This is a genomic window from Lutibacter sp. A64 (genome assembly GCF_022429565.1).
Classification (GTDB): Bacteria; Bacteroidota; Bacteroidia; order Flavobacteriales; family Flavobacteriaceae; genus Lutibacter.
On record NZ_CP092487.1, the window covers coordinates 928991 to 953376 of the forward strand.

The 24386-nt window shown below is 29.6% G+C and carries 24 protein-coding genes; 12 read left to right on the forward strand and 12 right to left on the reverse strand.

Features of this window, described 5'->3' with window-relative positions:
* From MKD41_RS03730 to MKD41_RS03755, 6 genes are all read left to right on the forward strand, one after another.
* Positions 1-477, forward strand: coding sequence for a hypothetical protein (locus MKD41_RS03730; protein WP_240244099.1), 477 nt, complete (start codon positions 1-3; stop codon positions 475-477).
* 95 nt (positions 478-572) lie between these two features.
* Positions 573-2129 carry a DEAD/DEAH box helicase gene (locus MKD41_RS03735; protein ID WP_240244100.1) on the forward strand — a complete coding sequence of 519 codons (1557 nt, stop codon included), beginning with the start codon at positions 573-575 and terminating at the stop codon, positions 2127-2129.
* 280 nt (positions 2130-2409) lie between these two features.
* Complete coding sequence (locus tag MKD41_RS03740; RefSeq protein ID WP_240244101.1) at positions 2410-3717, forward strand: MFS transporter; 1308 nt, start codon at positions 2410-2412, stop codon at positions 3715-3717.
* A gap of 189 nt (positions 3718-3906) precedes the next feature.
* The gene (locus tag MKD41_RS03745; protein ID WP_240244102.1) at positions 3907-5457 is read left to right on the forward strand and encodes an SDR family NAD(P)-dependent oxidoreductase; all 1551 of its coding nucleotides are present in this window, start codon (positions 3907-3909) and stop codon (positions 5455-5457) included.
* Between the two features lie 164 nt (positions 5458-5621).
* A complete protein-coding gene (locus MKD41_RS03750; protein WP_240244103.1) occupies positions 5622-7133 on the forward strand; it encodes a sialate O-acetylesterase in 1512 nt (503 codons plus the stop codon).
* A 71-nt stretch (positions 7134-7204) separates the two neighbouring features.
* A complete protein-coding gene (locus tag MKD41_RS03755; protein ID WP_240244104.1) occupies positions 7205-8545 on the forward strand; it encodes a DEAD/DEAH box helicase in 1341 nt (446 codons plus the stop codon).
* A gap of 82 nt (positions 8546-8627) precedes the next feature.
* On the opposite strand, the gene MKD41_RS03760 is transcribed toward MKD41_RS03755, so the two are convergent.
* Complete coding sequence (locus MKD41_RS03760; RefSeq protein WP_240244105.1) at positions 8628-9074, reverse strand: KTSC domain-containing protein; 447 nt, start codon at positions 9072-9074, stop codon at positions 8628-8630.
* A 269-nt stretch (positions 9075-9343) separates the two neighbouring features.
* Here MKD41_RS03760 and MKD41_RS03765 point away from each other — a divergent pair, with 269 nt between their 5' ends.
* The 6 genes from MKD41_RS03765 to MKD41_RS03790 are packed head-to-tail and all read left to right on the forward strand — an operon-like array spanning position 9344 to position 14971.
* Complete coding sequence (locus tag MKD41_RS03765; RefSeq protein ID WP_240244106.1) at positions 9344-10675, forward strand: TolC family protein; 1332 nt, start codon at positions 9344-9346, stop codon at positions 10673-10675.
* Between the two features lie 11 nt (positions 10676-10686).
* Positions 10687-11892, forward strand: coding sequence for an efflux RND transporter periplasmic adaptor subunit (locus MKD41_RS03770; RefSeq protein ID WP_240244107.1), 1206 nt, complete (start codon positions 10687-10689; stop codon positions 11890-11892).
* A 6-nt stretch (positions 11893-11898) separates the two neighbouring features.
* The gene (locus MKD41_RS03775; protein ID WP_240244108.1) at positions 11899-12642 is read left to right on the forward strand and encodes an ABC transporter ATP-binding protein; all 744 of its coding nucleotides are present in this window, start codon (positions 11899-11901) and stop codon (positions 12640-12642) included.
* Between the two features lie 2 nt (positions 12643-12644).
* Positions 12645-13865: an ABC transporter permease gene (locus MKD41_RS03780; RefSeq protein WP_240244109.1), complete on the forward strand. Its 1221-nt coding sequence runs from the start codon at positions 12645-12647 to the stop codon at positions 13863-13865.
* A gap of 36 nt (positions 13866-13901) precedes the next feature.
* Positions 13902-14576 carry an SDR family NAD(P)-dependent oxidoreductase gene (locus MKD41_RS03785; RefSeq protein ID WP_240244110.1) on the forward strand — a complete coding sequence of 225 codons (675 nt, stop codon included), beginning with the start codon at positions 13902-13904 and terminating at the stop codon, positions 14574-14576.
* Positions 14577-14593: 17 nt separating this feature from the next.
* Entirely contained in the window at positions 14594-14971 is a 378-nt protein-coding gene (locus MKD41_RS03790; RefSeq protein ID WP_371824283.1) for a DoxX family protein, read from the forward strand.
* 79 nt (positions 14972-15050) lie between these two features.
* Here the strand turns inward: MKD41_RS03790 and MKD41_RS03795 are convergent, their stop codons facing one another.
* From MKD41_RS03795 to ribB, 11 genes are all read right to left on the reverse strand, one after another.
* Entirely contained in the window at positions 15051-15584 is a 534-nt protein-coding gene (locus MKD41_RS03795) for a GNAT family N-acetyltransferase (RefSeq protein ID WP_240244111.1), read from the reverse strand.
* A gap of 112 nt (positions 15585-15696) precedes the next feature.
* Positions 15697-16101 carry a group II intron maturase-specific domain-containing protein gene (locus tag MKD41_RS03800; protein ID WP_240244112.1) on the reverse strand — a complete coding sequence of 135 codons (405 nt, stop codon included), beginning with the start codon at positions 16099-16101 and terminating at the stop codon, positions 15697-15699.
* Positions 16031-16954, reverse strand: a complete 924-nt coding sequence (gene ltrA / locus MKD41_RS03805; RefSeq protein WP_240244113.1) for a group II intron reverse transcriptase/maturase — start codon at positions 16952-16954, stop codon at positions 16031-16033. The genes MKD41_RS03800 and ltrA overlap by 71 nt, the downstream gene beginning before the upstream one ends.
* Positions 16955-17633: 679 nt before the next feature.
* Complete coding sequence (locus tag MKD41_RS03810; RefSeq protein WP_240244114.1) at positions 17634-18179, reverse strand: hypothetical protein; 546 nt, start codon at positions 18177-18179, stop codon at positions 17634-17636.
* A gap of 214 nt (positions 18180-18393) precedes the next feature.
* Positions 18394-18747, reverse strand: coding sequence for a hypothetical protein (locus MKD41_RS03815; RefSeq protein ID WP_240244115.1), 354 nt, complete (start codon positions 18745-18747; stop codon positions 18394-18396).
* Positions 18748-19114: 367 nt separating this feature from the next.
* Positions 19115-19636: a phosphohydrolase gene (locus MKD41_RS03820; protein WP_240244116.1), complete on the reverse strand. Its 522-nt coding sequence runs from the start codon at positions 19634-19636 to the stop codon at positions 19115-19117.
* Positions 19637-19750: 114 nt separating this feature from the next.
* Positions 19751-20224: a GyrI-like domain-containing protein gene (locus tag MKD41_RS03825; protein ID WP_240244117.1), complete on the reverse strand. Its 474-nt coding sequence runs from the start codon at positions 20222-20224 to the stop codon at positions 19751-19753.
* 243 nt (positions 20225-20467) lie between these two features.
* The gene (locus MKD41_RS03830) at positions 20468-21802 is read right to left on the reverse strand and encodes a ferredoxin reductase family protein (RefSeq protein ID WP_240244118.1); all 1335 of its coding nucleotides are present in this window, start codon (positions 21800-21802) and stop codon (positions 20468-20470) included.
* Between the two features lie 149 nt (positions 21803-21951).
* Entirely contained in the window at positions 21952-22701 is a 750-nt protein-coding gene (locus MKD41_RS03835; protein ID WP_240244119.1) for a nitroreductase family protein, read from the reverse strand.
* Between the two features lie 284 nt (positions 22702-22985).
* The gene (locus MKD41_RS03840; protein ID WP_240244120.1) at positions 22986-23561 is read right to left on the reverse strand and encodes a Crp/Fnr family transcriptional regulator; all 576 of its coding nucleotides are present in this window, start codon (positions 23559-23561) and stop codon (positions 22986-22988) included.
* On the reverse strand, positions 23562-24221 hold the full coding sequence (ribB, locus tag MKD41_RS03845; protein ID WP_240244121.1) for a 3,4-dihydroxy-2-butanone-4-phosphate synthase: 660 nt from the start codon (positions 24219-24221) through the stop codon (positions 23562-23564). It abuts the gene before it with no gap.
* Between the last annotated feature and the right edge of the window lie 165 nt (positions 24222-24386).

Genomic DNA, 24386 nt, shown 5'->3' on the forward strand with positions numbered 1-24386 from the left:
ATGGAAACAGCTTCAGTAAAAGAATTAAAAACTGCATTAAATGATTGTACAAATTCAGAATTAATTGAACTTGTTTTAAGGCTTTCAAAATTTAAAAAAGAAAATAAAGAATTGTTAACGTATTTGTTATATAAGGCATCTGATGAAGATGCCTATATTTCAAATATAAAAATTGAAGTAGATACGTTATTTAATAACATAAACACATCTAGCTACTATTTTATAAGGAAAAGTGTTCGTAAAATATTAAAAGTTGTTAAAACTTATATTCGCTATTCTAAAAAGAAAGAAACTGAAGTTGAGTTATTGCTTTATTTTTGCATGCATCTAAAAAAATTAAAACCTTCAATTAATCGAAATACAACACTTAAAAATTTATATGAACGACAAATTTTATTCATAAAAAAAGTGGTTGCTACTTTACATGAAGATTTGCAGTACGATTATACCGTTGAGCTAGAAAAATTAAAGAATTAATTGTCTAGAAATCAAGTTAAAAAAAAGTTTTTCATAAAAAAGTTGCATTAACACTAATAAAGGCTGTATTTTTGTGTGTTTTTTAAATTACAAATGTGACTTTAACTACTACAGAACAAGAAGAGAAGAAAACTGGTAAAGAATTATATAATTACCAGAAAGAAGCGATTACAAAAATTTTCAAGAGGTTTGAAGAAGCCCCTGATGATTATCATTTACTATTTCAGCTACCTACAGGTGGTGGAAAAACAGTTATATTTTCAGAACTTGTACGCCAATATCTAAAGCATCATAAAAATAAAAAAGTATTAATTCTAACGCATAGAGTTGAGCTTTGTAAGCAAACTTGCGCAATGCTTTCAGACTTTGGTGTAATAAATAAAGTGATAGATAGTAAGGCTAATTTAGATGATCATAGAGACTACTCTTGCTATGTTGCAATGGTAGAAACATTAAATAATAGGCTTAATGATAATAAATTAGATATTTCTGATATAGGTCTAGTAATTATTGATGAAGCACATTATAATTCATTCACAAAATTATTTAAGTTTTTCGAAAATTCTTTTATTTTAGGTGTAACAGCAACTCCTTTAAGTTCTAATATTCAGTTACCTATGACTGATAATTATGAAGAATTAATTATTGGTGAAACCATAGAAACACTTATTAAAAATAAGTTTTTAGCAAAAGCTAAAACATATTCGTATAACGTAGGTTTAACATCTTTGGTTGTTGGTGTAAATGGAGATTATACCGTAAAATCTTCAGATGATTTATATACAAATAGCGAAATGTTGGGCAAATTAGTTAGAGCCTATGAAGAACGCTCTTTAGGTAAAAAAACACTGATTTTTAACAACGGAATTAATACTTCAATAAACGTTTTTGAAGCATTTAAAATGGCTGGCTATCCAATAATGCATTTAGATAATACGGCAACAAAAAGAGAACGTGAATTTATTTTAAGGTGGTTTAAAAAAACACCAAATGCAATTTTAACCTCAGTTAGTATTTTAACAACCGGTTTTGATGAGCCAACGGTAGATACTATTATTTTAAATAGAGCAACAAGATCTCTAACTTTATACTACCAAATGATTGGTAGAGGGTCTAGAATTTTAAAAGATAAAACATCTTTTACAGTTATAGATTTAGGAAATAATATCCACAGGTTTGGAATGTGGGGAGCAAAGGTTGATTGGCAAAAAATATTTAAGTATCCTAACTATTATTTAGATAATTTATTGACAGACGAAGAATTAGAAGATAATTTTAGGTATGAAATGCCAGATGAATTAAGAGCTAAATTTTCTAAAACAGAAGATGTCTTTTTTAATGTAAAAAAAGTATATACAGAAGCAATAAAAGTAGGTGAGTCGTCTAAAGTTGTACTTTCTCGTTCTATAGAGCAACATGCTTATATTTGTATTGAAAATAGTGAAGATGTTTATGATGCCTTAATTTTAGCAAAATTGTTAGGAGACGATATAGATTATAGAATTCAGCAGTATCTAAAATGTATTTGTAAAAGTACCAATAGTTTTACAGATTGGTTAAAAGAAGATTATAGGCAAAAATTAAGAGCTTATTTGTTAGCAAATTTTGATAGAGTGTTTGAAGAAATTAATGGTTATCCACCTGAAGAATAATTTTAAGTATCGCTATTTAATATCTTGATTCAAAATTAATTAGGTGGTGTTTTTTTAAACAATATGTCGTAAAAGAACTTCATATTATAATTACAAAGTAGGACTGTCTTAAGTAGATGTTTAGAAATAAATTACAATGAAACTATTGCATTGAATTAGTAAGATAAATCAATAGCTTAGTTTTAATAAGCAACTCAAAAGATAGTTACAGTTTATTTAAGCAGTCTTATTTCTTTATAACTTTTTAAAATACGTACATTTGTGCGTTTTAAAATTTTTAATGCAAAACCCCAATAAATATTCTTTTATAAAACCTGAAAAATCACCTATTTTTTATGGTTATATTGTACTTTTAGTCGGTAGTATCGGTATTCTAGCTAGTATTCCTGGTCAAACAGTAGGTGTTTCAGTTTTTACAGATCCGGTAAAAGATGCCTTAGGGCTTTCTAGAAATCAGTTTAGTAACGCTTATATGTTAGGTACCTTATTAAGCTCACTTTTAGTAACTAAAGCGGGTTTTTTATTCGATAAATATGGTGCAAGATCTGTTGCCTTTTTTGCAACATTATTTTTAGGTTTCTCTTTATTGTTATTTTCAATTTCTGAAAAAATTAGTAATTTTTTTAAATCAATTTTAGCTATAGATACTTGGTTAATACCATTTATATTAATTACAATTTTATTCTTTTTTATAAGATTTAGTGGGCAAGGAGTTTTAACAATGACTTCTAGAAACATGGTTATGATGTGGTTTAACAAAAATAGAGGTAAAATTAACTCAATAAGTAGTATAACTGTATCATTAGGTTTTTCTTCATCTCCAATTTTAATAAATAAATTAATAGATGAAAATGGGTGGGAACTTAGTTGGCAACTATTAGCTATTTGCTTATTTATTTTCAGTTTCTTTATAGTACAATTTTATAGAAATAAACCCGAAGATTTTGGGCTAAGCCCTGATGGATTTAATAGTATAGATACTTCTAAATCTATTAAAGCAGTAGAAGAAATTGAAAATAATTTAACTTTAGAAGAAGCTAAAAAAACAAGAGCTTTTTGGATGTTTGGGTTAATTTTAGCCTTTAATAGCTTTTTTATTACGGGTTTTACCTTTCATATAGTATCAATTTTTGCAAGTCAAGATTATACAAAATCTCAAGCAATCGCTGTATTTTTACCAATTTCAATTATTGCAATTTCAGTATCAACTTTATGTAATATATTAAGTGATTATATAAATCATAAAATATATTTATACACTATGATTCTAGGTGGAATTTTAGCTTCATTTGGACTTTTATTTTTATCTACAACCTTTGGAGTTTATATGTTAATTGGTGGTTTAGGATTACTTGGCGGTTTATTTTCTGTTGTAAATGCAGTTACGTGGCCAAGATATTTCGGAAGGAAATATTTAGGATCAATTACTGGAAAAGTTATGAGCTTCTTAGTAATTGCTAGTGCTGTGGCGCCAAGTTTGTTTAGTTACTGTTTTACTACCTTTAATACATATAGCTATATTAGTTATGTAACATTAGCTTTTTTACTTTTTTTAATAATAGCTTCTATTAAAGTAGAAAAACCATAAAATAGTAATTAATAATTAGATTTTATAGCTGATTTTTAATGAATAATAATGGTATTAAATTGTTGATTATCTGCATTTAGCACATTTTTAAATCTCTTTTTAATAAGCTGAAAAATAAGATGGTTCTTAGATTATATAGTTTATATTAGCGCCCTTAATAATTTTACTATAATATTTAAGTTTCTTACTATGGAAAATAATGAAATGCATAAAAAACCACAAATTTCAATTGAAGAAATTGAAAAGTGTGTTTCTATATTAGAACAATTAGTTACTGATACAGATCAAATTTTTGATATTCCAAAGGAACAAAGAACAGCATTAATTAAAGCTGCTGGGTTGTTTTCTAGACCGAGTAGAGAAGAGTTTTCTAGAAGGAAAAAAGATGGAAAAAAAGCGGCAAAACGTAAAAAAGCTGCTAGAGATAGACATGCACGTAAAGAAACAGGTATAAGAAGTGCACGTGAATCTGTTGTTTTTGAAGCTCCTAAATTGTTGAATGCAGCAGATTTAACTAATAAAAAGGAATTAGAATTAGAATCTCCAAGAAATTGCTACGTATGTAAAAGCTTGTTTACAAAATTACATCATTTTTACGATACTATGTGTACAGAGTGTGGCGATTTTAATTACGCAAAACGCTTTCAAACAGCTGATGTTAAAGGGCAAGTAGCTGTTATAACAGGTTCTCGTTTAAAAATTGGATACCATATAACTTTAATGTTGTTACGTGGCGGTGCAACTGTAATTGCAACTACTAGATTTCCTGTCGATTCTGCTTTGCGTTTCTCAAAAGAAGCCGATTTTATGGAATGGGGACATCGTTTAAAAATTCACGGTTTAGATTTACGTCATATTCCTAGTGTAGAAATTTTCTGCAATTATATAGAGCAGAAATACGATAAATTAGATATTTTAATTAATAATGCAGCACAAACAGTTAGGCGTCCTGCTGGTTTTTATCAGCATTTAATGCCTAATGAAGAGCGTCCAATTGAAACTTTACCGCCATTTGCAAAAGAGTTATTGGTAGATCATACAGATTGTTTAGAAGAATTAAAGGTGTTAACATCAACAGCATCTTCTAATAAAAATATGCCCGTAACTTGGCACGGCCCAGAACCTGGAATTGGTTTAAGAGCTTCTGCAAAATTATCGCAAATTCCGTATAGTTTTGATAATACGCTTGTTGCTAAGGAAATTTTTCCTGAAGGTGAATTAGATGCGGATTTACAGCAAGTGGATTTAAGAAAAACCAATAGTTGGCGTTTAAAACTTGGTGAAATTGAAACTACAGAAATGATTGAAGTACAATTGGTTAATTCAGTAGCGCCTTTTGTTTTATGTAACCGTCTTTCAGAATTAATGAAAAAAGAAAATACTGGTAAAAAACATATTATTAATGTTTCTGCTATGGAAGGTAAATTTCATACTTTTTTCAAAGAAGCAAGACATCCACATACAAATATGGCAAAAGCAGCATTAAATATGTTAACGCATACATCTTCTGGAGCTTTGGCTAAACATGGTATTTATATGAATGCAGTTGATACTGGCTGGGTAACAGATGAAGATCCTGCTGAATTAGCTAAGAAAAAACAAGAATTACACGATTTTCAACCTCCGTTAGATATTGTAGACGGTGCAGCTCGTGTAATGGATCCATTATTTGATGGTATAAATACTGGTAAACATTGGTGTGGTAAATTTTTAAAAGATTATAGACCAATTAGTTGGTAGTTTTGGTAGTGTTGAAATTTTTCACAAAAAATTCGCTATTAAAAATTCAACCTATTTATTCAGAGTTTATATAAGTTATAGCAGGGGTAATTGTAGAATTTGAAGCTTTATAATATTTGTTTTACCGAATAAATTGATAGAAATTTGTCATATAATTCAGAGACATGAAAAACTATACTTTTATTTCTTTAATTTTTATTTTATTTATATATTTTGGATATTCTCAAGAGTTAAAACCTTCAACTTTGTTTTGTGATAATATGGTATTGCAACAAGGTATGCCTGTTCCAGTTTGGGGAACTTCAAAACCAAACGAAGTTATTACCGTAAAATTTGCCAATCAAAGTAAGTCTGTAAAAACTGGAAAAGATGGTAAATGGAAAGTTGTTTTAGATACTTTATCAGCTTCAAAAATTGGTAGAACAATGTCCATCTCTGGAAGCTCTAAATTAACGCTATCCAATGTTTTAGTTGGGGAAGTATGGATATGTTCTGGTCAATCTAATATGCAATTTCCAGTAAAAGCCGTTCCTGAAATAGTTTCATTAATACCATTTTCAAAAAATATTAGAAGTTTTGAAGTTAAAAGAACTGTTTCTTTTCAGGAAGAAGAGAATGCTATTGGTACGTGGACTACAACACAACCAAACAGTGCGGTAGCTTTCGGATTTGCTTATTTTCTTGAAGCGGTTGGAGATGTTCCAGTAGGAATTATACATGCTTCTTGGGGTAGTTCTTCTATTGAAGCTTGGATGCCACGAGATATGGCTGAAGATTTACCTTATTTTAAATCCATTATGGATGATTTAGATGCAGATACTATAACTCATAATAAAATTAAAAAGTCTCTTAATGCTAAAAATAGTTGGTCTAATAAAGAAGATATTTTTATGAGAAGACAACCAAACATATTGTACAATGCAATGATAAAGCCTTTAGCACCGTATGCTTGTAGAGGATTGGTATGGTATCAAGGAGAACGCAATGCTAGGTATCTTTCTGGAGTTCCTGAAGTTTCAGAAGCGAATTGGTTTCATAGAGTTATTGGGATGAAGGAATATGGGGATGTTTTAAAATTATGGATTGAAAGGTATAGAAAAGAATGGCAAAATGATAAGATGCATTTCTCAATAGTAATGTTACCTGGTTACGGAAAAGGTACTGTTGCCAATCCTAATATAGATCCTAAAAGTCCAACAGAAGAGTCTTTTGCTTGGCTTCGAGAATCACAATTAAAGGTGTTAGAATTGCCAAATACAAGTGTTGCTAATACAATTGATCTTGGTGATGTAAAGAATATCCATCCTAAAGATAAATTTCCTGTTGGACAAAGATTAGCTTTGTTAGCAGCTAAATATACCTTAGGTAAAGATGTTGTTTCTGAAGGTCCAGTATTTAAAGAAGTAGAAATTAGTAATAATTCAATAAAAGTTCATTTTAAAAATAATGAAGGCTTAAAAACTTCAGATAATAAAGCACCAACAGGATTTTGGATTGCAGATGTATCTTTAAATTGGAAAATAGCAGCTGCTAAAATTGAAGATAATTGTGTAGTTTTAAGTAATTCAGAAATAGAAAAACCAATCTATATTCGTTATGCTTTTGCAGGAAAACCGGATGTTAATTTAATAAATGGAGCTAATTTACCTGCATACCCATTTAGAACAGATAATTAAAATATTAATTAAGAATATATTAGGTGCTACTATAATTAAAAATGAGGTTATCTTTGTAAAAATAAAAAAATATGTCAAAAACGTTTTCCAATTTAGGAATCAATAAAGAATTGCAACAAAGTTTAGCTGATTTAAAAATTACTATTCCAACAATTGTTCAAGAAAAATCAATACCTCTTATTTTAAATAAAACTGAAGATATTGTAGTTTTAGCGAAAACAGGAACAGGAAAAACAGCAGCATTTGGCTTACCTTTGTTACAATTAAATGATGTAGAAAATACTGATGTTCAGGCTGTGATATTAGCTCCAACAAGAGAGTTAGGACAGCAGATTTATACTAATTTAGTAGATTTTTCAGTAAAAACACCTTTAATTTCTATAGTACCTCTTTTTGGAGGAGCTCCAATTAAACCTCAAATTGAAAGTTTAAAAAACACCGCAAATATTGTAGTTGCAACTCCAGGTCGTTTGGTTGATTTATTAAAAAGAGAAGAAATCAGTTTAAAAAAACTAAAGTATTTAGTGTTAGATGAAGCAGATGAAATGGTGAGCGCTTTAAAAGAAGATTTAGATACTATAATTGCTCAATTACCAAAAACTAGAAGAACTTTATTGTTTACAGCAACTATGCCAGGCGCTATAAAACAATTGGTTCAAAATTATATGTCTAAACATGTAATTCAAGTTGAAGCTGATATGGAAACTGTTGGTCACCAAGGAATTGATCACCAATATGTAGTGGTAAAACCTATTGAAAAATTAGAGGTTTTACTTCATTTTTTAAATTCAAAAGAAGGAGAAAGAGGGATTATTTTTTGTAAAACAAAAGCAGCAGTAAATAAACTAGCAAAAAACTTAGCCATAAATAAATTTTCTTCAGGAGCACTACACGGAAGTTTATCTCAAGGGATTCGTGATAGAATTATGGGGCAGTTTAGAGAAGGTTATATTGATATTTTAGTAGCTACAGATTTGGCAGCACGTGGTATTGATGTTCAAGAAATTTCATATGTTGTAAATTATCATTTACCAGATACTTTTGATACCTATGTGCATAGAAGTGGACGTACAGCTAGAGCAGGAGCAAAAGGACTTTCTTTAACTGTTTTACAAGAAGAAGAAGTTGATGATATTGCTGATTTTGAAAAAGAATTAGGGATTGTTTTTAAGGAATATAAAAAAGCAGATGCGCAAAGTATTGAAGAAAATAATACATTGTTATGGGCTAAAAAAATATTTAAAACCAAACCGAATCGTGCTATTCCAGAGCATTTAAAACAACAAGTAAGAACTGTTTTTCATCATTTAACAAAAGAAGAATTGATAGAAAAAGTACTTGCAAATTATGCGATGCAAACAGCTGCTAAGAATTCTAAATCTACTGATTTAAAACAAAACAAAAATAAATAACACAAAAAAAGAGCGAAAATTAATTATTTAAACACAAGTTAGTTATCGCTCTTTATTTAAAGTAATAGTTCTACATAGCATCTTAAGCTAAAACTTCAGCTTTTTTTATTTTTCTATATAAAAAAGAGTTAAAAATATTTCTTCTTCCAAAGTTACTCAGAGATTTACTATTTATAAATTTTAAAAATAGTTTACGATTTACACCAAAATATTCATAGGTATTTCCATCTGTAAAAGTAACTTCTAACAGCATACTTTTATGATGATAATCTGCAATTTTCTCATCTGTAATTGTAGTGGCGTATTCATTTAAATTAGCTGCTTTTGTTTCTGGAGCAATACTTACTAAAAAATGATATGCATCAATTATTTTTAAACTTACTTCACCAGCTTCAGCTTTTTTTTCTTCATCCTGAAATTTATCTGGATGCCATTCTTTAACAAGTCCTCTGTAAGTAGTTTTTAGCTCTTTTAAATTAATAGCGCTTTCTACTTTAAAAAGCTTTTTAGATGCATTAATACGCTTCATATTTCTTAGTTTTCGATTTTTGTGCAAATGTATTCTAATTATTGGTATATAGATAAAAAGCGTCTCTTTATATTCTAAATAATGTTTTTGGTACTTGTAATCATTGTAAAACGCTTGTTTTAAATAGAATGGTTAAATTATAATATCAAAAAATCTCATCTATTAAAAAAGGGTATTTATATAGTAAATCGTCCTAAACGTATATTCCTTTTTATTATAAGAGTACATAGTTTCATATTTGAAGTGTTAAATTAAAAAACATTCAAAAAATGAGATTATACATAATTATAGCAAGTTTATTATTTGTGCAATTTACGTTTGCGCAAGAAGCTTCAGATGATTCAATGTCAAAAATATGGTCTTTAGAAGATTGTATCAACTATGCGTTGGAGAATAACATTACAGTTAAAGAAGCATCTTTAAACAGAAGTATTGCTGAAGTAAGTTATAGCAAAGCTAAATCGTCCAGATTGCCTAATTTATTTGGTAGTGCATCACAAAATTTTTCTAGCGGAAATGCAATTGATCCTATTACCAGTGATTATGTTACAGATCAAATTAACAGTACAAATGTTGGCTTAAATAGTTCTATGACACTATTTCAAGGAAATCAATTAAATAATGAGATTAAACAAAATAAATTATTATTTGAACAAAGTGTTTTTCAAGAAGAAGTTGAGAAAAATAATATTTCTTTAAATATTTTAGAAACTTATCTACAAGCTTTATACAGCAAAGAAAGTATTACTATTGCTGTAAATAATTTAGAAGCTTCAGAAAAAGAAGTTATTAGAGCAAAACAACGTTTAGATGTAGGTACAATTGCATTAAGTGATTATACTGAAGCTCAAAGCCAGGCTGCAACTAATAAATACAATGTTATTACTGCAAAAAATGACTACCAACAATATATTATAACACTAAAACAGCTGTTAGAGTTATCTCCAATGGACGAATTAGAAATTGAAAGTGTAGATGAGAATTTAGATTTAGTAAACTTAGCACTAAATAAAACAGAAGTGTACAATAATGCTTTAGGAATTTTACCAGAAGTAAAAGCAAGTGAGTTAAATATAGCTGTAAACGAAAAAGAATTAGATATTGCTAAAGGTGGATATTTACCAACGTTAACTTTATCAGGTAGCCTTGGCTCTGGATTTACAAGTATAAATGACGATACATTTTCAAATCAGTTTGATTTTAATTTTAATCAAAAATTAGGGTTGTCATTAAACATTCCAATATTTAACAGAAATCAAACAAAAGCAGCTGTACAAACAGCAACTATTAATATTGAAAAAGCTCAAATTCAAAAACAAACAACAGAGAAAGAAGTCTATAAAAAAATAGAAACGGCTTATCAAAATGCAGTATCTGCACAAGAACAAGTAATTGCATCTGAAGCTTCTAAAATAGCAGCAGAACAAAGCTATAAATTAGCTCAAAAAAAGTATGAATTAGGAGATTTAAGTACAACCGATTTAGTAATCAGTCAAAATACATTTACTAATGCACAACAAAATTATTTACAAGCAAAATACTTAAATATTTTATACCACCAATTATTACAATTTTACCAAGGAAACGATATTAAATTATAAGCAATACACTCATGAAAAATAAAAAAATAATCATTATAAGTAGCATTGTATTAGTTATACTTGCTATCGCAGCATTCACATTTATGAAAGGTGATGATGCTATTATTATTGAAGCAAAAACTGTTACAGCAAAAAAAGCAAATGTAACAACCATGGTAACTGCAACAGGAACAATTGAACCTATAACACAAGTAGAAGTAGGTACACAAGTGTCTGGAGTTGTAGAGAAAATTTATGTAGACTACAATAGTGAAGTTACAGAAGGTCAGCTTATTGCAGAATTAGATAAAACTAATTTAAAAGCTACATATTCTCAAAGCAAAGCAGCTTACGATAATGCTGTAACTCAGAAAAATTATTTAGAAACTATTTACAAAAGACAAAAAACTTTATTTGACAATCAAGTAATTAGTAAATCTGATTTTGATGATGCAGTCTATAATTACGAAACTGCTAAAGGAACTGTTGTAGAACGTTTATCAGATCTGCAAAAGGCAAAAACAAATTTAAGTTATGCTAATATTTATTCACCAATTGACGGTGTTGTACTTTCTAGAGCTATTGATGAAGGACAGACAGTAGCAGCAAGTTTTAGTACACCTACACTTTTTACAATTGCTCAAGATTTAAAAGAAATGCAAGTTGAAGCAGATGTAGATGAAGCGGATATAGGAAATGTAAAAGAAGGTCAACGTGTTACTTTTACTGTAGATGCTTATATTGGAGAAACTTTTGAAGGTGTAGTAACACAAGTTCGTTTAGACCCAACAGTAACTTCAAATGTAGTAACATACACAGTTGTAATTAAGGCAAATAATCCAGACTTAAAATTAAAACCAGGATTAACAGCAACTATTTCTATTTATACATTAGAATTAAATAATGTTTTAACGGCAGAAGCAAAAGCAATAAATTTCACTCCAGAAACAGAGGCGTTAGCAACTTACAATATGCATCATAATTTACCTGAAAGTGCTAATAGTACTACTAAGGATGAAAAAACATTATGGGTGTTAAAAGCTAATAAAAGTATAACACCAAAAACGGTAACATTAGGAGCTAGTGATGGTGTAAATGTTCAAATTTTAAGCGGTATAAGCGAAGGAGATAAATTAGTTTATAGTTTAAAAGGTGTGTCCAGAGCTGAAGCAGCTCCAGGTGGCAAAAGTGAAAGTCCTTTTATGCCACAAAGACCAGGAGGTAACAAGAAAAAGTAAACAACTATGAGTAAACAAATTATTAAAATAGAAGACTTAAAACGTGAGTTTACAATGGGAACCGAAACGGTTCATGCCTTAAGAGGTATTTCATATACCATAAAAGAAGGTGAGTTTGTCACTATCATGGGATCAAGTGGGTCAGGTAAAAGTACCATGTTAAATATCTTGGGATGTTTAGATCAGCCTACTTCAGGAAACTATGAAATTGATGGCGTAAAAGTGAAAGATTTAAGTCGAAATCAATTGGCAACTATTAGAAATGAAAAGATTGGTTTTATATTTCAATCTTATAATTTATTGGCAAGAACCTCTGCACTTGAAAACGTAGAATTACCATTATTATACAATAGTAAAGTATCTACTGAAGAACGCCGAGAAAGAGCTATTAAAGCATTGGAAATGGTTGGTTTAGCAGATAGAATGTATCATACGCCTTCTGAGCTTTCTGGAGGACAACAACAACGAGTTGCAATTGCTAGGTCGCTAGTTAATAATCCTGTAATGATTTTAGCAGATGAAGCTACAGGTAATCTAGATACACGTACATCTTATGAAATTATGTCCTTATTTCAAGAATTAAATAAAAAAGGAATCACCATTACTTTTGTAACCCATGAGCCTGATATTGCAACGTTTAGTAGTAGAACTATTGTGTTAAAAGATGGACATATTATACAAGATTATAAAAATCATAAAATACAATCTGCAGCCCAAGAATTAGCAAAACTACCAAAACAAGACGATTAATTATGAGACTATTAAATTTATTTAAAATTGCTTTTAAAGCCATAGTTCTTAATAAAACTAGAACTCTGTTAACCATGTTAGGAATCATTATTGGGGTAGCTTCTGTAATTGCAATGCTAGCTATTGGAGAGGGTTCTAAAGAAAGTATCCGGACTACCATTTCTGCAATGGGTTCTAATATGATTACTGTAAGACCTGGATCTGATGTAAAGGGAGGAGTTAAACAAGAACGAAGTGCCATGGAAACATTAAAGCTAGATGATTACTATGCAATTAAAGAACAAGCTAACTTATTAACTTATATAACTCCAATGGTTAATGGAAGTGGACAAGTTATAAATGGCTCTAATAACTGGCCATCTTCAATTTATGGTGTAAATTCAGACTATTTAAATATTAAAGTGGTCGATTTACAAAGTGGAAGTATGTTTACAGAAGCTGAAGTAAAAACAGCTTCTAAAGTAGCTTTAATAGGACAAACAGTGGTTGATAATATTTTTCCTAATGGAGAAGAACCGGTTGGTCAAATGATTCGTTTTAATAGCATACCATTTAAAGTGATTGGTGTATTAGAAGAAAAAGGAGAAAATACTTTTGGCCAAGATCAAGACGATGTTGTAATTGCACCTTATACAACAGTACAAAAACGTATTTTAGCAATAGACCATTTAGAATCTATTGTTGCATCTGCTATTAGTGAAGAAGATGCGCCAGATGCGGTGACTCAAGTTTCTGAAATTTTACGAACTCAACATAAAATAACAGAAACTGAAGAAGACGATTTTCATGTGCGCTCTATGGAAGAATTAATTTCAACGTTTAGCTCAACTAGTGAAATGTTAACCATTTTATTAGTGGCAGTTGCTAGTATTTCCTTATTAATTGGAGGTATTGGTATTATGAATATTATGTATGTATCGGTAAAAGAACGTACTAAAGAAATTGGTTTGCGTATGGCAGTAGGAGGTAAGGGGTCAGATATTTTAATGCAGTTTTTAATTGAAGCCATTTTAATAAGTATTACCGGTGGACTTTTAGGTGTTATTTTAGGACTAGCATCAACAGTTTTTATTGAAAAATTCTTAAATTGGCCTACTAGTGTGGCGCTGTATTCAATAATAATATCTTTTGCTGTTTGTGCGGTAACAGGTATCTTTTTTGGGTGGTATCCAGCACGAAAAGCAGCTGCTCTAGATCCAATAACTGCTTTGCGTTACGAGTAATTTACTAATTCAATTTCAAAATAAATGTTTCAATAAATGAATAAAATAGCAGTAATAACAGGAGCTAGTAGAGGCATTGGTTTAGCATTAACCAAAAAAATGTTAAACAATGGATATACTGTAATTGGAACAAGTAAAAATGGAATTATTAATGCAATAGCACACGAAAATTTTTGTGCTGTTGCATTAGATATTAGTAACGAACAAAGCATTCAAAAGTTTACAAAATTTGTTGCAAAGCGCTTTCATAAAATAACTATATTAATAAACAATGCAGGCGTAGGACCTGATCTTGGAGCGAGTTTACCGGATTCTAAATCTTTTGAAACTACTTTTAAAGTTAATGTTAGTGGTACCGTATTTTTAACAGAAAGTATGATACCACTTATACAAAATGAAGGAAAAATAGTAACAATTTCTTCAAAAATGGGCTCAATAGCAAATGCATTAGATTTTGATTCAGTAGCATATAGAATGTCTAAAAGCGCATTAAATATGTATACAAAAATCCTTTCAAATAGATTAAAAGATAAATTATTTGTAGCCGCATTAGATCCCGGCTGGGTACAAACAGAAATAAGACTTAGCAATCTTAAAAATGCTCCGCTAACACCTTCAGAATCTGCAGATAATATTTATAAATTTGTTGTCAGTAACTTTAAAACTGGTTCGTATTGGGATACTGTAAATAACAAATTACATAATTGGTAATTAATTAAATTTTTCAAATGAAAAAAAATACAGATTTAGGTTTATTAATTTTAAGAATAACAATTGCAGGATTAATGCTGTTTCATGGTATAGCAAAATTAGGACATTTAGATGGTATAAAAGGAATGTTATCCGGAATGGGCTTACCTGAATTTATAGCTTATGGTGTTTATATTACAGAAATAATAGCTCCATTACTAATAATAATTGGTTACAGAACTAAATTGGCTTCTTTAGTGTTTTTCTTTGGAATGGTAGCTGCATTATTTATGGCACATTCTAATAATATGTTTGCTTTATCTAAAACAGGAGGTTTACAAATTGAGTTAATTTTATTATATGCTTTTGGAGCATTGACACTCTTTTTTACAGGTTCTGGAAAATATGCAATTTAATAAGAGTAGTTGGGACTAAAAAGTAAAAATTTGTAGTAAATTTATTATTTCAAAGTATCGGTTGGTTATTTTATTTCAACTATTTTACGGTTATATTATAAATAATTGGATGGTATTTCTGAATAAAAAAATTAACGTCTTTTTTTGATATAAAACCAGGGTAGGACATTAATAATAATTGCAATGGAGATTTACTTTTTCTTAAAGATGGAATTTCATAATAATGTTCATTTAGTTTAAATCCAATTCTTTTGTAAAAATTTATTCTTCTTTCATTTATATTAGATATAGGTAGTTCTACTTCCAGTATAATTTGCTTATTTTTTGTATCAATAAATTTCTCAAGAACTAATTTACCTATTCCTTTATTTCTATGTTGTGCAGATGTTGCAAAATATTCTAAATAATTGTATGCTTCAAAATTCCACCATAAATTAAATCCAACAAATTGATCTTTCTCAATTATAACATCAAAATGATAATCTTCATTTTGTAAATCAATAATTTGCTCATCCAATGTTTTTTTTTCTTCAATAGGAAAGGCATCTTCATAGAGTTTCCAGGCTTTGTCGAAGTAGTAATCTGAAATATTTTTTAATCGTATTGTTTTCATTGGATAATTTGCTACGGATTTTTTAATCGAGTAGGCAAAGGGGATTTCACCCTAAGCCTCTCACAGAACCGTGCTTGAAAGTCTCCCCTCACACGGCTCTTGTTGTACAAATCTAAGCAATAATGTTGATTTGAGAAAAGTTCCAATGGTAGAACAATGTAGGATATTGTTTCCTTACATTCTCCAACCACTTGTATGCTTTTCTGATACTGGTTTTATATCGCTTGTACCTTTTCCTTGCCCACCAAACCAATCGTTTACTCAACAACATAAAGACTTTTGTAAGTTTATACATTTTAAACTTTCCATAGTAATACACCCACCCTCTAATTATTGGATTAAGGTATTGAGCAATTCCTACTATGCTTTTAAAACTTAGTTTACTTACCTTCAGTTCTTCGAGCTTATCAGCGATTCGTTTTCTTGAACTTATACTTATAGCACAATCATATCCTAAAAACAGCTTTTTTCTTAGAATAGGCTGTTCTTGGCTGAAAAGAATAACCCAGAAAATCAAATTTGACTATTGGGTACTTTTCTCTTCTTCTGTTGTCTCGGCAGTAGACTATCTTTGTCTTCTTGGGATGTAATTCCAACCCTACCATTTCCATTCTTTGATGTACTAATTGTAGTATTTGTTCTGCGTGTGCTTTTGTATTACAGTGTAGTATCACATCATCGGCATAACGTGTGAAGGCTACTTTTTCATCTGTTTGTTCTAACCATTTATCAAAAGCATAATGCAGGAAAAGGTTAGCCAATAATGGACTGATTACTCCGCCTTGTGGCGTTCCTTTTCCTTGCTTTTGGATTAGTTCTCCAAATACCGTAATAACGGGTGCTTCTAACCATCGTTTAATGTAGCCTTTTACCCAATTTTCGGGTACATGTTTCTCTACTGCAAGCATCAGTTTGCTGTGGTCGATATTGTCGAAAAATCCTTTGATGTCTAAGTCAATAACCCAGTTTTGTTTCCAACAATTCTCTCGAACCTTTGACAATGCCTGATGGGCATTTCTATTTGGTCGATAACCGTAAGAATTTGGACTGAATACAGCTTCCAATCTTGGCTCAATAAACATTTTTACCACCATTTGTCCAACTCTGTCGCTTATAGTAGGAACACCTAATTTACGGATTGAACCGTCTTTCTTAGGTATTTCTACTTCTTTGACTGGAGGTGGAAAATAACTCCCTGATGCCATTCGATTCCAAAGTTTGTACAGATGTTTACTGCGATTCGTATCAAATTCTTGCATACTTATCCCATCAACTCCTGCACTCCCTTTATTAGAACGCACTTTTTGATAAGCCGCCCAAACCATTTGGCGACTTATCGGTATTGATTTTGTTTCATTCCATAAATTCATCCTCAATATTTATTTGAGTTGGTAAATAAAGTAAAACGGTACAACTTAACCCCTTCGCTCCATTTCCATTACAGAAACTTCATCACTACTACGGGTTAATCTGCCACTACATACACCTTCGGTATTTTGCCTTTAGGTTGTACCTATTGTGCATTTTCCTTAACATTTGTATGCAGCTTCCCAAGTTCCGTAAATAAGCCTAAATAAAGGTCTTGCCATCTGAATGACGCCAGTCTTGCAGAAAATAAATAGGTCATCTCTACAATCGGTATTATAAATAACACTGCTTTTCACTCCGTATCATACTACGTAGCTTTTGACTGGAGGTACGCACTTCTCGACACCTCATCAATGGTTCACTTTCGTTCAACTCCTTTATTCTCACCTGCTAACCTCAAGGGCTAGATTCCCCTAAACGCTCAATACCAAGACTATTAATCAAAGCACCTTTAGGTGGTTTAGAGCCATCGCCTATACAACGACTCTGATGGACCTACCATCATCTTATTTACAGCATTCAACCATTTTATTGCCGTGGTTGATTCTTGGCACACTATGATTTATGCGACTGGAAAATCGGAGATTTTTCGGTGGTAGCAAATCGATTTGTTAGAATGTTTGTAGTTTATGTTAGTTCAAATGTAAGCATAAATTATATGAGGTGTTGGCATATGTTTTATTAATTTAAAGTGTCGTTTAATTGTTCAATCGTTTCTTCTTCAGTATTTATGATAGAGTCCAAATCAATTTCTAATGATAGAATCATTTTTTCTTTTTTTGTTCTTAAATCGGGACAATTGAAATGCTCACCTCTTTCTTTAAATTTAAAAATTGTCTGTTTAGTCCAATTTTCTATATCGGTAGAATCTATTTTTCCAATGTTATTTTCAATTCGGGTTAGTTCAATTATTTGATTAATCCAACTTGTTTTCAAAGTGATTTTATTTTTTGATTTGGAAATTAAAACTAAAGTATCTATTTCGTTCGGTAACTCACAATTAATTCCTTTCATAATTAATGAATTATCTCGGAGTGTATTTTCAAAAATAGCTATATCATCTTTTATTAATCCCAATATCAAAATGTTGTTTTTGTCAATTTTCCATTCAAAATATTCTCCATTATCATTACATTTAGCCCAAGTTCCAATCAGTTCATCCGAATTGTCATTTTTCTTACAACTTAGAAGAATAATAGAAATTAATAAAATAGTCAAATATTTCATTTCTTTAATGTTTACCAACTTGTTATATACTTCATTTATGTTGTTTTATCCCGAGTAAGTTTCCCGGATAAACAAACTTATAGTTGTTTTGTTATTTTGATACTGCAATTTTTTTAAAGAACTAATTTAATAAAAAAAGTCTATTAAAACATTAAATATATTTTTATAGGCCCAGAATTATAATGTCATAAATTAACGATGAATTTACTTGTTTTTACCACAGTACTTTGTTGTGTGTAGTTTTTTTCTTTTTTATTAATTCAGTTATTTTTCCGATTCCGAAAACAAAGAACGCAATAATTCCAGAAAAAATTAATCCAGTTATAAATGAAAAATTTCTTCCAGTATCACTTATCAGATTTCTCATCGCTTCTTGCTGTTCAGCTGTGATTTCATTTCCGTTAAAAAATCCATCTTGATTTAAGTCAAACTTATTCGAATTCCATTGAGCATAAATGTCATCATAAGTTGCTCCTCCAACAATAAATAAATAAAATAGAAAGAAAACTGTCAAACTTATCCAAAACCATTTCAGTTTTTCGTTTCCAAATATTCGCTTTCTTTTCAAGAATATTATTCCTAAAATCAAAACTGAAATTATTGATGGAATTATTAAATGATAATGTAAAGTTATTTCGTTCATTAAATTTCTGTCGGTTCGGTCAAATTACACACAACTTGTTATATACTTCATTCCCAAATATATTACCCGGATAAACAAACTTTAAAGTTGTTCTTGGTTTTTGATGTTGCAATTTTTTTTAAAATACTAATTTAATAAAAAAAGAGTTTTATAAAAATGGTTATCACTAATTTAAAATGAATTTAAATATGGCGATTCATAATTTTATTTATTCTTTTTAAAAATAAATTTTATTGCGTTGTAAAAACTTGAATAAGTAGGTGAGGAGCTAGCAATTAATTAGTTATATTCCTTATGCTTTGTGATTTTTATTAAATAGATTTTTTAAATATACCGAAATCTCCTCACATTCAGGAACATATATTTTTTTTATAAAATCTTCGTTCTCATCTTTATATTTCTTAAACATTTGTGAACCATTATTTTTTGAATGTGTAACATTTGCAATTCTATCACAAAATTTAATAAATGGCGCATTCTTAGTTTCTCTAATTCCTTTATAGTAGTTTTCATTCGCTCTTTCTGCTCTGTTTCTACCTTTTTCATTAGTTAAAGCGTAAGCAAGTTCAGCTACGGTTTCATTCGTTTCTTTTTTAACATCATTATACGTCTCTCTTGCGTCTTCAATTATATCGTGAACCCAACATCCAGCTAATACATTTTCTTGTTCATTTGGCTCTACTAAATAGATAAATTTTTTGGCTATTTCAAACACCATATTTAAATGAAAATCGTAATGGTATTTGTCATATGTATGATTTGAATTTCTATGTTTTTCTATAGCATATTCTTTTGCTTTTTCTAATAGTTTCATTAAATATTATATTTATATTTGCTTTAAAATCAATACTTTAACCAATGCTATATTAAGTTGTTAAGCACTAAAGTTAGCCACCTAATTATATGTAGCTATTGTTAGATCTTCATTTTATTTTATTGGAATCCATATTTCTTCTTCAGAATTTGGGTCATTATTTTTATACTTTTCGCCTAGTACTTCAAAATGAGGTCTGTTATCCAATTGATATTCAGAATTTGATAACCAAGACATAAAAATATACTGAAAAATACTGTTATCAGCACTTGAGCCTTTATAATCAAATACAGCATATTTGCCACCGCTTAAATTAAAAGTCTCCATATCTTTAGGTGTATTATTAAAGTTACACACTTCAACTGTTGCCCATTTTTCAAATTCATTATTAGGATTAAAGGATTTATAATATGAAGCATCATAAATTTGCATTGAAATCTTATCAGTGCTTACTCTATTTTTAATATCCTTGATTTTGGGTGCCATTTGTCCCCATAATTGAACTGTTTTATTATTGGTTAAGCTCATTTTTAGTTTATAACCAATCAGTTTTTTATCTTTTAGTAGTTCTATTCTAGGTTCCACCATTGTTTCTAATTTAAAATTAGCTGCTTGTTTTTCGTTCTGTGGAGACGAAAGTAACAAATAAAACATAGATGAAATCCGTAAAGACTTATGTTAGTAGGCTAGAAGCAGCTAAAAACTAAATAAAATATCCTATAAAAAAGGAATCTATAAGTAATCAAGCAAAACAAATTTGTATATGCTTTAAACATTAAAACTAGTAAAAATAAACATATTCATAGTAAAATGGAATAAGTTTCAAATAATTTAGCGCATCTTAAATAATTCTTGATGAAATTTTGAATGATGCCCATTGCCTTTTAGGTCTTTCTTTATTGATTTCCCCATTTTTGAAGGACCACAAAACCAAATACTTGCAGATTCCCAATCAGAAACAGTATTTTGGATATGGCTTCCTGAAATTAGCACAGATTTAGAAGTTTCAAATAGGTGTAGATTAATGTTGGCTTCTACAGAAAGTTGTACTAACTTTTTCTTAAAATTAGCATCTAATTTTATTGCCGAATAGAAAAAATCAATTTTTTGCTTATTGTTCTCCTGTGCCAAACGCTTCATTCGTGCTAAAAAAGGAGTGATTCCAACTCCTCCAGCAATCCATATTTGACTTTCTTTTTTATCATTAAAAGTAAAATTACCATAAGCACCTTCAAGTACTATAGAATCACCAATTTTTAATTTATTTGCTAAATTATTTGTATAATCTCCAAGAGCTTTAATTGTAAAACTGATATTTTTAGTTTTTTTATTCCAAGCCGAACTGATTGTAAAAGGATGATGTGGTTCGTTCTTTTCAAATTTTAAAAAAGCAAATTGCCCTTCATTATGTCCTTTCCAAGTATCGCTTTTCACTATTAATTCTAACATATTCATATCAGGGTAAGTGTTGATAGCAATAATGGAAGCTTTAGACTTTTGTTTCTTACCCACTTGTCCAAAAAGAACAATAAACGAAGAAACTGTTCCTGCTATCATCATAATTACCATGGTTACACCTATGGGTTCCGTCCAATAATCGATATACATTAGTGCAAAAGCATGAAAAACCAATACCAAGTAAATGACTGCCATTGCAATGTGAGTTTTTGCAAAAAAACGATAGGGAATTTTTTTTAACAATGCCATTGTTAAAAACAGCACTGTTAAATAAAAAAAGTATTCACCTACTAGTAGAGCTGGAGATTCAAGAGATTCTAAAAACGTTTCAAATGCGCTAGGGTCTGAACCCTCGGTGGCTCCAGAAATAGCATCTAAAATTATTAACTGATCTAAATACGACCACCACTCTGGTAATTTAGACACTAACCAGTGCATAATAGAAAATGAAAATGCAACAATACCTAACCATTTATGCAGACGATAACTTTTATCAAGTCCATTTAAGTGTTTGTCAATCCATATTGGACGCGTTGCCAATACCATAGAAAAAGTCATAGCCGAAAAAGCAATAATTCCTGTATATTGATCCAAACTTTTTGTAAACAAATTAGAATCAAATGGAAGATACAATAATGTATTTGTCAAAAACCAAATAATTGTAAGAAATGTAATTGACAGAGCGAGTGTTAGTTTTATTTTATTCATTTAAGATTTCCAATTTTATTAGAACTTACTGCCTTTAAAATTATTTTCATTTTTGTAAATTATTACTCTAGATGACAGTATTCCAACAAAAATGTAGAGACAATTTATAAACTACCTCTACATTCAAATAAAAAATATTTTTAATTTAATTAAAGTTCAAAAATTACATCTTCTTTTGCCATTCGTGCTTTAGGCAATTTACGGTTATAATCTTTTCCATCATTATGATACCCGATTGCTAAAGCAAAAGTACATTCATAATCATTGCCTAACTCTTTAGAAAATTCTTTTTTAATGGCTTCTGCATCAACGCCTTCCATTGGAGTAGAATCGATATCAAGACGTGCTAATGCGTGCAACACGTTACCTAAAGCAATATAAGATTGAGCTTTTGTCCAATGTGCATTGTTTCCATTTTCATCAGCTACCATTTCAGCAAATTTGAATGATGATTTTAGCTGTTTATCATACCCTTTTTGATTCATACGTCCGGCAGCCATATTAGCGTCTAATCGTTTTTTAAAATCTTCTTTGCTATAATGTACTTTATTGGCAAAAAGAATGATTTCTGATGCCTTTGTAGCGTGAGGCTGATTGAATTTATAATTTTCAAAAGTTTTTTCTAAACGTTGTTTTGCTTCATCACTTTTAATAACTATAAATTTCCAAGGCTGTGAATTGATAGAGGAAGGTGATAAGCGTAATACTTCTTCTATTGTAGCCAAATCTTCGGGTGAAACACGTTTTGTTTCATCGTAGGCTTTTGACGTGTATCTGCTGTTCAAATCTTCAATAATTTGTTTACCAACAGAAGCTTCTGATGTATTTTCTTTTTCTTTTGATGTACAGGCTCCTAAAATTCCTACAACAACTGCCAATACTAAAATTCTTATTTTCATTTTTCTTATTTATTAATATTCAACTATAAATTTTATAGTTCAAAAATATAGACAGTTTTAAAACTACACAATAACAGTCAAAAAGGATAGTATGTTTTTCTGTGGTTAACCTGCTGGTAATGAGTAATAACTCTTTTAATATTTAACAAATATTTGTGAAATTATAGAGTAGTATATTTAAAATAGGGTGTTTTTTAGCCCTTAAATATTTTAGTAAGTAGAGTAGAGCCTAGCTAAAATAAAAAAGATTTTAGTGCTTTTTATTCAATTTATAATAGCTGATATTAGGTTTTAGACTTTATTCTACTTAATGTTTCTTGTGAAATATTTATATAAGAAGCTATAATTTTATTAGGTATACGTTTAACAATATTGGGGTTTATTTTAAATAATTGATTGTACCTTTCTGAAGCATTTAATGTGGTAAAAGACATGAGCCTCTTTGAATTATTAACATAAGCTTTTTCTAAATAGATACTATAAAAATCCTTCCATTTCGGAACAATTTTCATAAGATGTCTAAAATCATCGTGAGTAATGTAAAGCAGTTCGCTATTTTCAACAACTTGAATTGTTTCTTGAGCTGGTTCGTTGGTTATAAAACTAACAAGTGCTGTGGCAAACTGATTTTCAAATGCAATATAACGCGTAACGTCTTTACCATTATCATCAATAAAAAATAATCTTAAACAACCTTTTTTTACAAAATAACTAACCTGACTAACTTTACCTTGTAAAAGTAAAATATCATTTTTATTTTTTTTTATAAGTTTAAAATATGATAGAATAATTTTTAACTCTTCATCTTTAACAGTAATGTTTTTTTTAATAAAATTAGTGAGTTCTGTGTAGGTTGTCATTTATTTAAAATCTCTAACAAATTTACGATAATAAATAATATCTTTTATTGATAAGACAATTAAATCGTGTTCATTTGCAAACTTAGTAATACTATCTATTTTAGCCATAGTTCCATCTTCATTCATTAATTCACAAAGAACTGCTTCTGGTTTTAAGCCTGCTAATTTCATTAAATCAATACTTCCTTCAGTATGGCCTTTTCTATCTAGAACACCGTTATTTCTACCTCTTAAAGGAAATATGTGTCCAGGTCTTGCTAAATCATCGCTTATTGCATTTTCATTGCACGCAACTTGTATAGTTTTTAGTCTATCTTTAGCAGAAACACCTGTAGTTACTCCTGTTTTTGATTCTATAGAAACGGTAAAAGGTGTTTGAAAACCACTCGTGTTTTCTGCTACCATATATGGTAAATTAAGTATATCTGCTTTTTCATTAGTTAAACAAAGACAAACAATACCACTACAATTTCTAATCATAAGTGCCATATTTTCAAGAGTCATATTATGTGCTGAGAATACCAAATCTCCTTCATTTTCTCTGTTTTTATCATCAATTAATATAACTCCTTTACCATTTTGAAGATGTAATAATGCTTTTTCTAATCGTTCCTTACTTTTAGTAGTAGTTTGTATAGTGTCTAATTCTGCTAATTCCATTTTAATTTATTTTTATGTTTTAGATTAGCAAAACTAATATTGTTTTAGGTCAAATTATTTGATGTAAGTCAATAAAATAATCTATTCATCAAATAAAAAGAAAGGGAATAATCAGTTATTTTAATGTTTATTTGGTTTGTGTTACAAGGCTTAAATCTTCAAATA

Bases quoted from the DNA above. Each gene is read 5' to 3' on its own strand.
- MKD41_RS03730 (WP_240244099.1), top strand. From the start codon at position 1: ATGGAAACAGCTTCAGTAAAAGAATTAAAAACTGCATTAAATGATTGT.
- MKD41_RS03740 (WP_240244101.1), top strand. From the start codon at position 2,410: ATGCAAAACCCCAATAAATATTCTTTTATAAAACCTGAAAAATCACCT.
- MKD41_RS03745 (WP_240244102.1), top strand. From the start codon at position 3,907: ATGGAAAATAATGAAATGCATAAAAAACCACAAATTTCAATTGAAGAA.
- MKD41_RS03750 (WP_240244103.1), top strand. From the start codon at position 5,622: ATGAAAAACTATACTTTTATTTCTTTAATTTTTATTTTATTTATATAT.
- MKD41_RS03755 (WP_240244104.1), top strand. From the start codon at position 7,205: ATGTCAAAAACGTTTTCCAATTTAGGAATCAATAAAGAATTGCAACAA.
- MKD41_RS03760 (WP_240244105.1), bottom strand. From the start codon at position 9,074: ATGAAGCGTATTAATGCATCTAAAAAGCTTTTTAAAGTAGAAAGCGCT.
- MKD41_RS03765 (WP_240244106.1), top strand. From the start codon at position 9,344: ATGAGATTATACATAATTATAGCAAGTTTATTATTTGTGCAATTTACG.
- MKD41_RS03770 (WP_240244107.1), top strand. From the start codon at position 10,687: ATGAAAAATAAAAAAATAATCATTATAAGTAGCATTGTATTAGTTATA.
- MKD41_RS03775 (WP_240244108.1), top strand. From the start codon at position 11,899: ATGAGTAAACAAATTATTAAAATAGAAGACTTAAAACGTGAGTTTACA.
- MKD41_RS03780 (WP_240244109.1), top strand. From the start codon at position 12,645: ATGAGACTATTAAATTTATTTAAAATTGCTTTTAAAGCCATAGTTCTT.
- MKD41_RS03785 (WP_240244110.1), top strand. From the start codon at position 13,902: ATGAATAAAATAGCAGTAATAACAGGAGCTAGTAGAGGCATTGGTTTA.
- MKD41_RS03790 (WP_371824283.1), top strand. From the start codon at position 14,594: ATGAAAAAAAATACAGATTTAGGTTTATTAATTTTAAGAATAACAATT.
- MKD41_RS03795 (WP_240244111.1), bottom strand. From the start codon at position 15,584: ATGAAAACAATACGATTAAAAAATATTTCAGATTACTACTTCGACAAA.
- ltrA (WP_240244113.1), bottom strand. From the start codon at position 16,954: ATGAATTTATGGAATGAAACAAAATCAATACCGATAAGTCGCCAAATG.
- MKD41_RS03810 (WP_240244114.1), bottom strand. From the start codon at position 18,179: ATGAAATATTTGACTATTTTATTAATTTCTATTATTCTTCTAAGTTGT.
- MKD41_RS03820 (WP_240244116.1), bottom strand. From the start codon at position 19,636: ATGAAACTATTAGAAAAAGCAAAAGAATATGCTATAGAAAAACATAGA.
- MKD41_RS03825 (WP_240244117.1), bottom strand. From the start codon at position 20,224: ATGGTGGAACCTAGAATAGAACTACTAAAAGATAAAAAACTGATTGGT.
- MKD41_RS03830 (WP_240244118.1), bottom strand. From the start codon at position 21,802: ATGAATAAAATAAAACTAACACTCGCTCTGTCAATTACATTTCTTACA.
- MKD41_RS03835 (WP_240244119.1), bottom strand. From the start codon at position 22,701: ATGAAAATAAGAATTTTAGTATTGGCAGTTGTTGTAGGAATTTTAGGA.
- MKD41_RS03840 (WP_240244120.1), bottom strand. From the start codon at position 23,561: ATGACAACCTACACAGAACTCACTAATTTTATTAAAAAAAACATTACT.
- ribB (WP_240244121.1), bottom strand. From the start codon at position 24,221: ATGGAATTAGCAGAATTAGACACTATACAAACTACTACTAAAAGTAAG.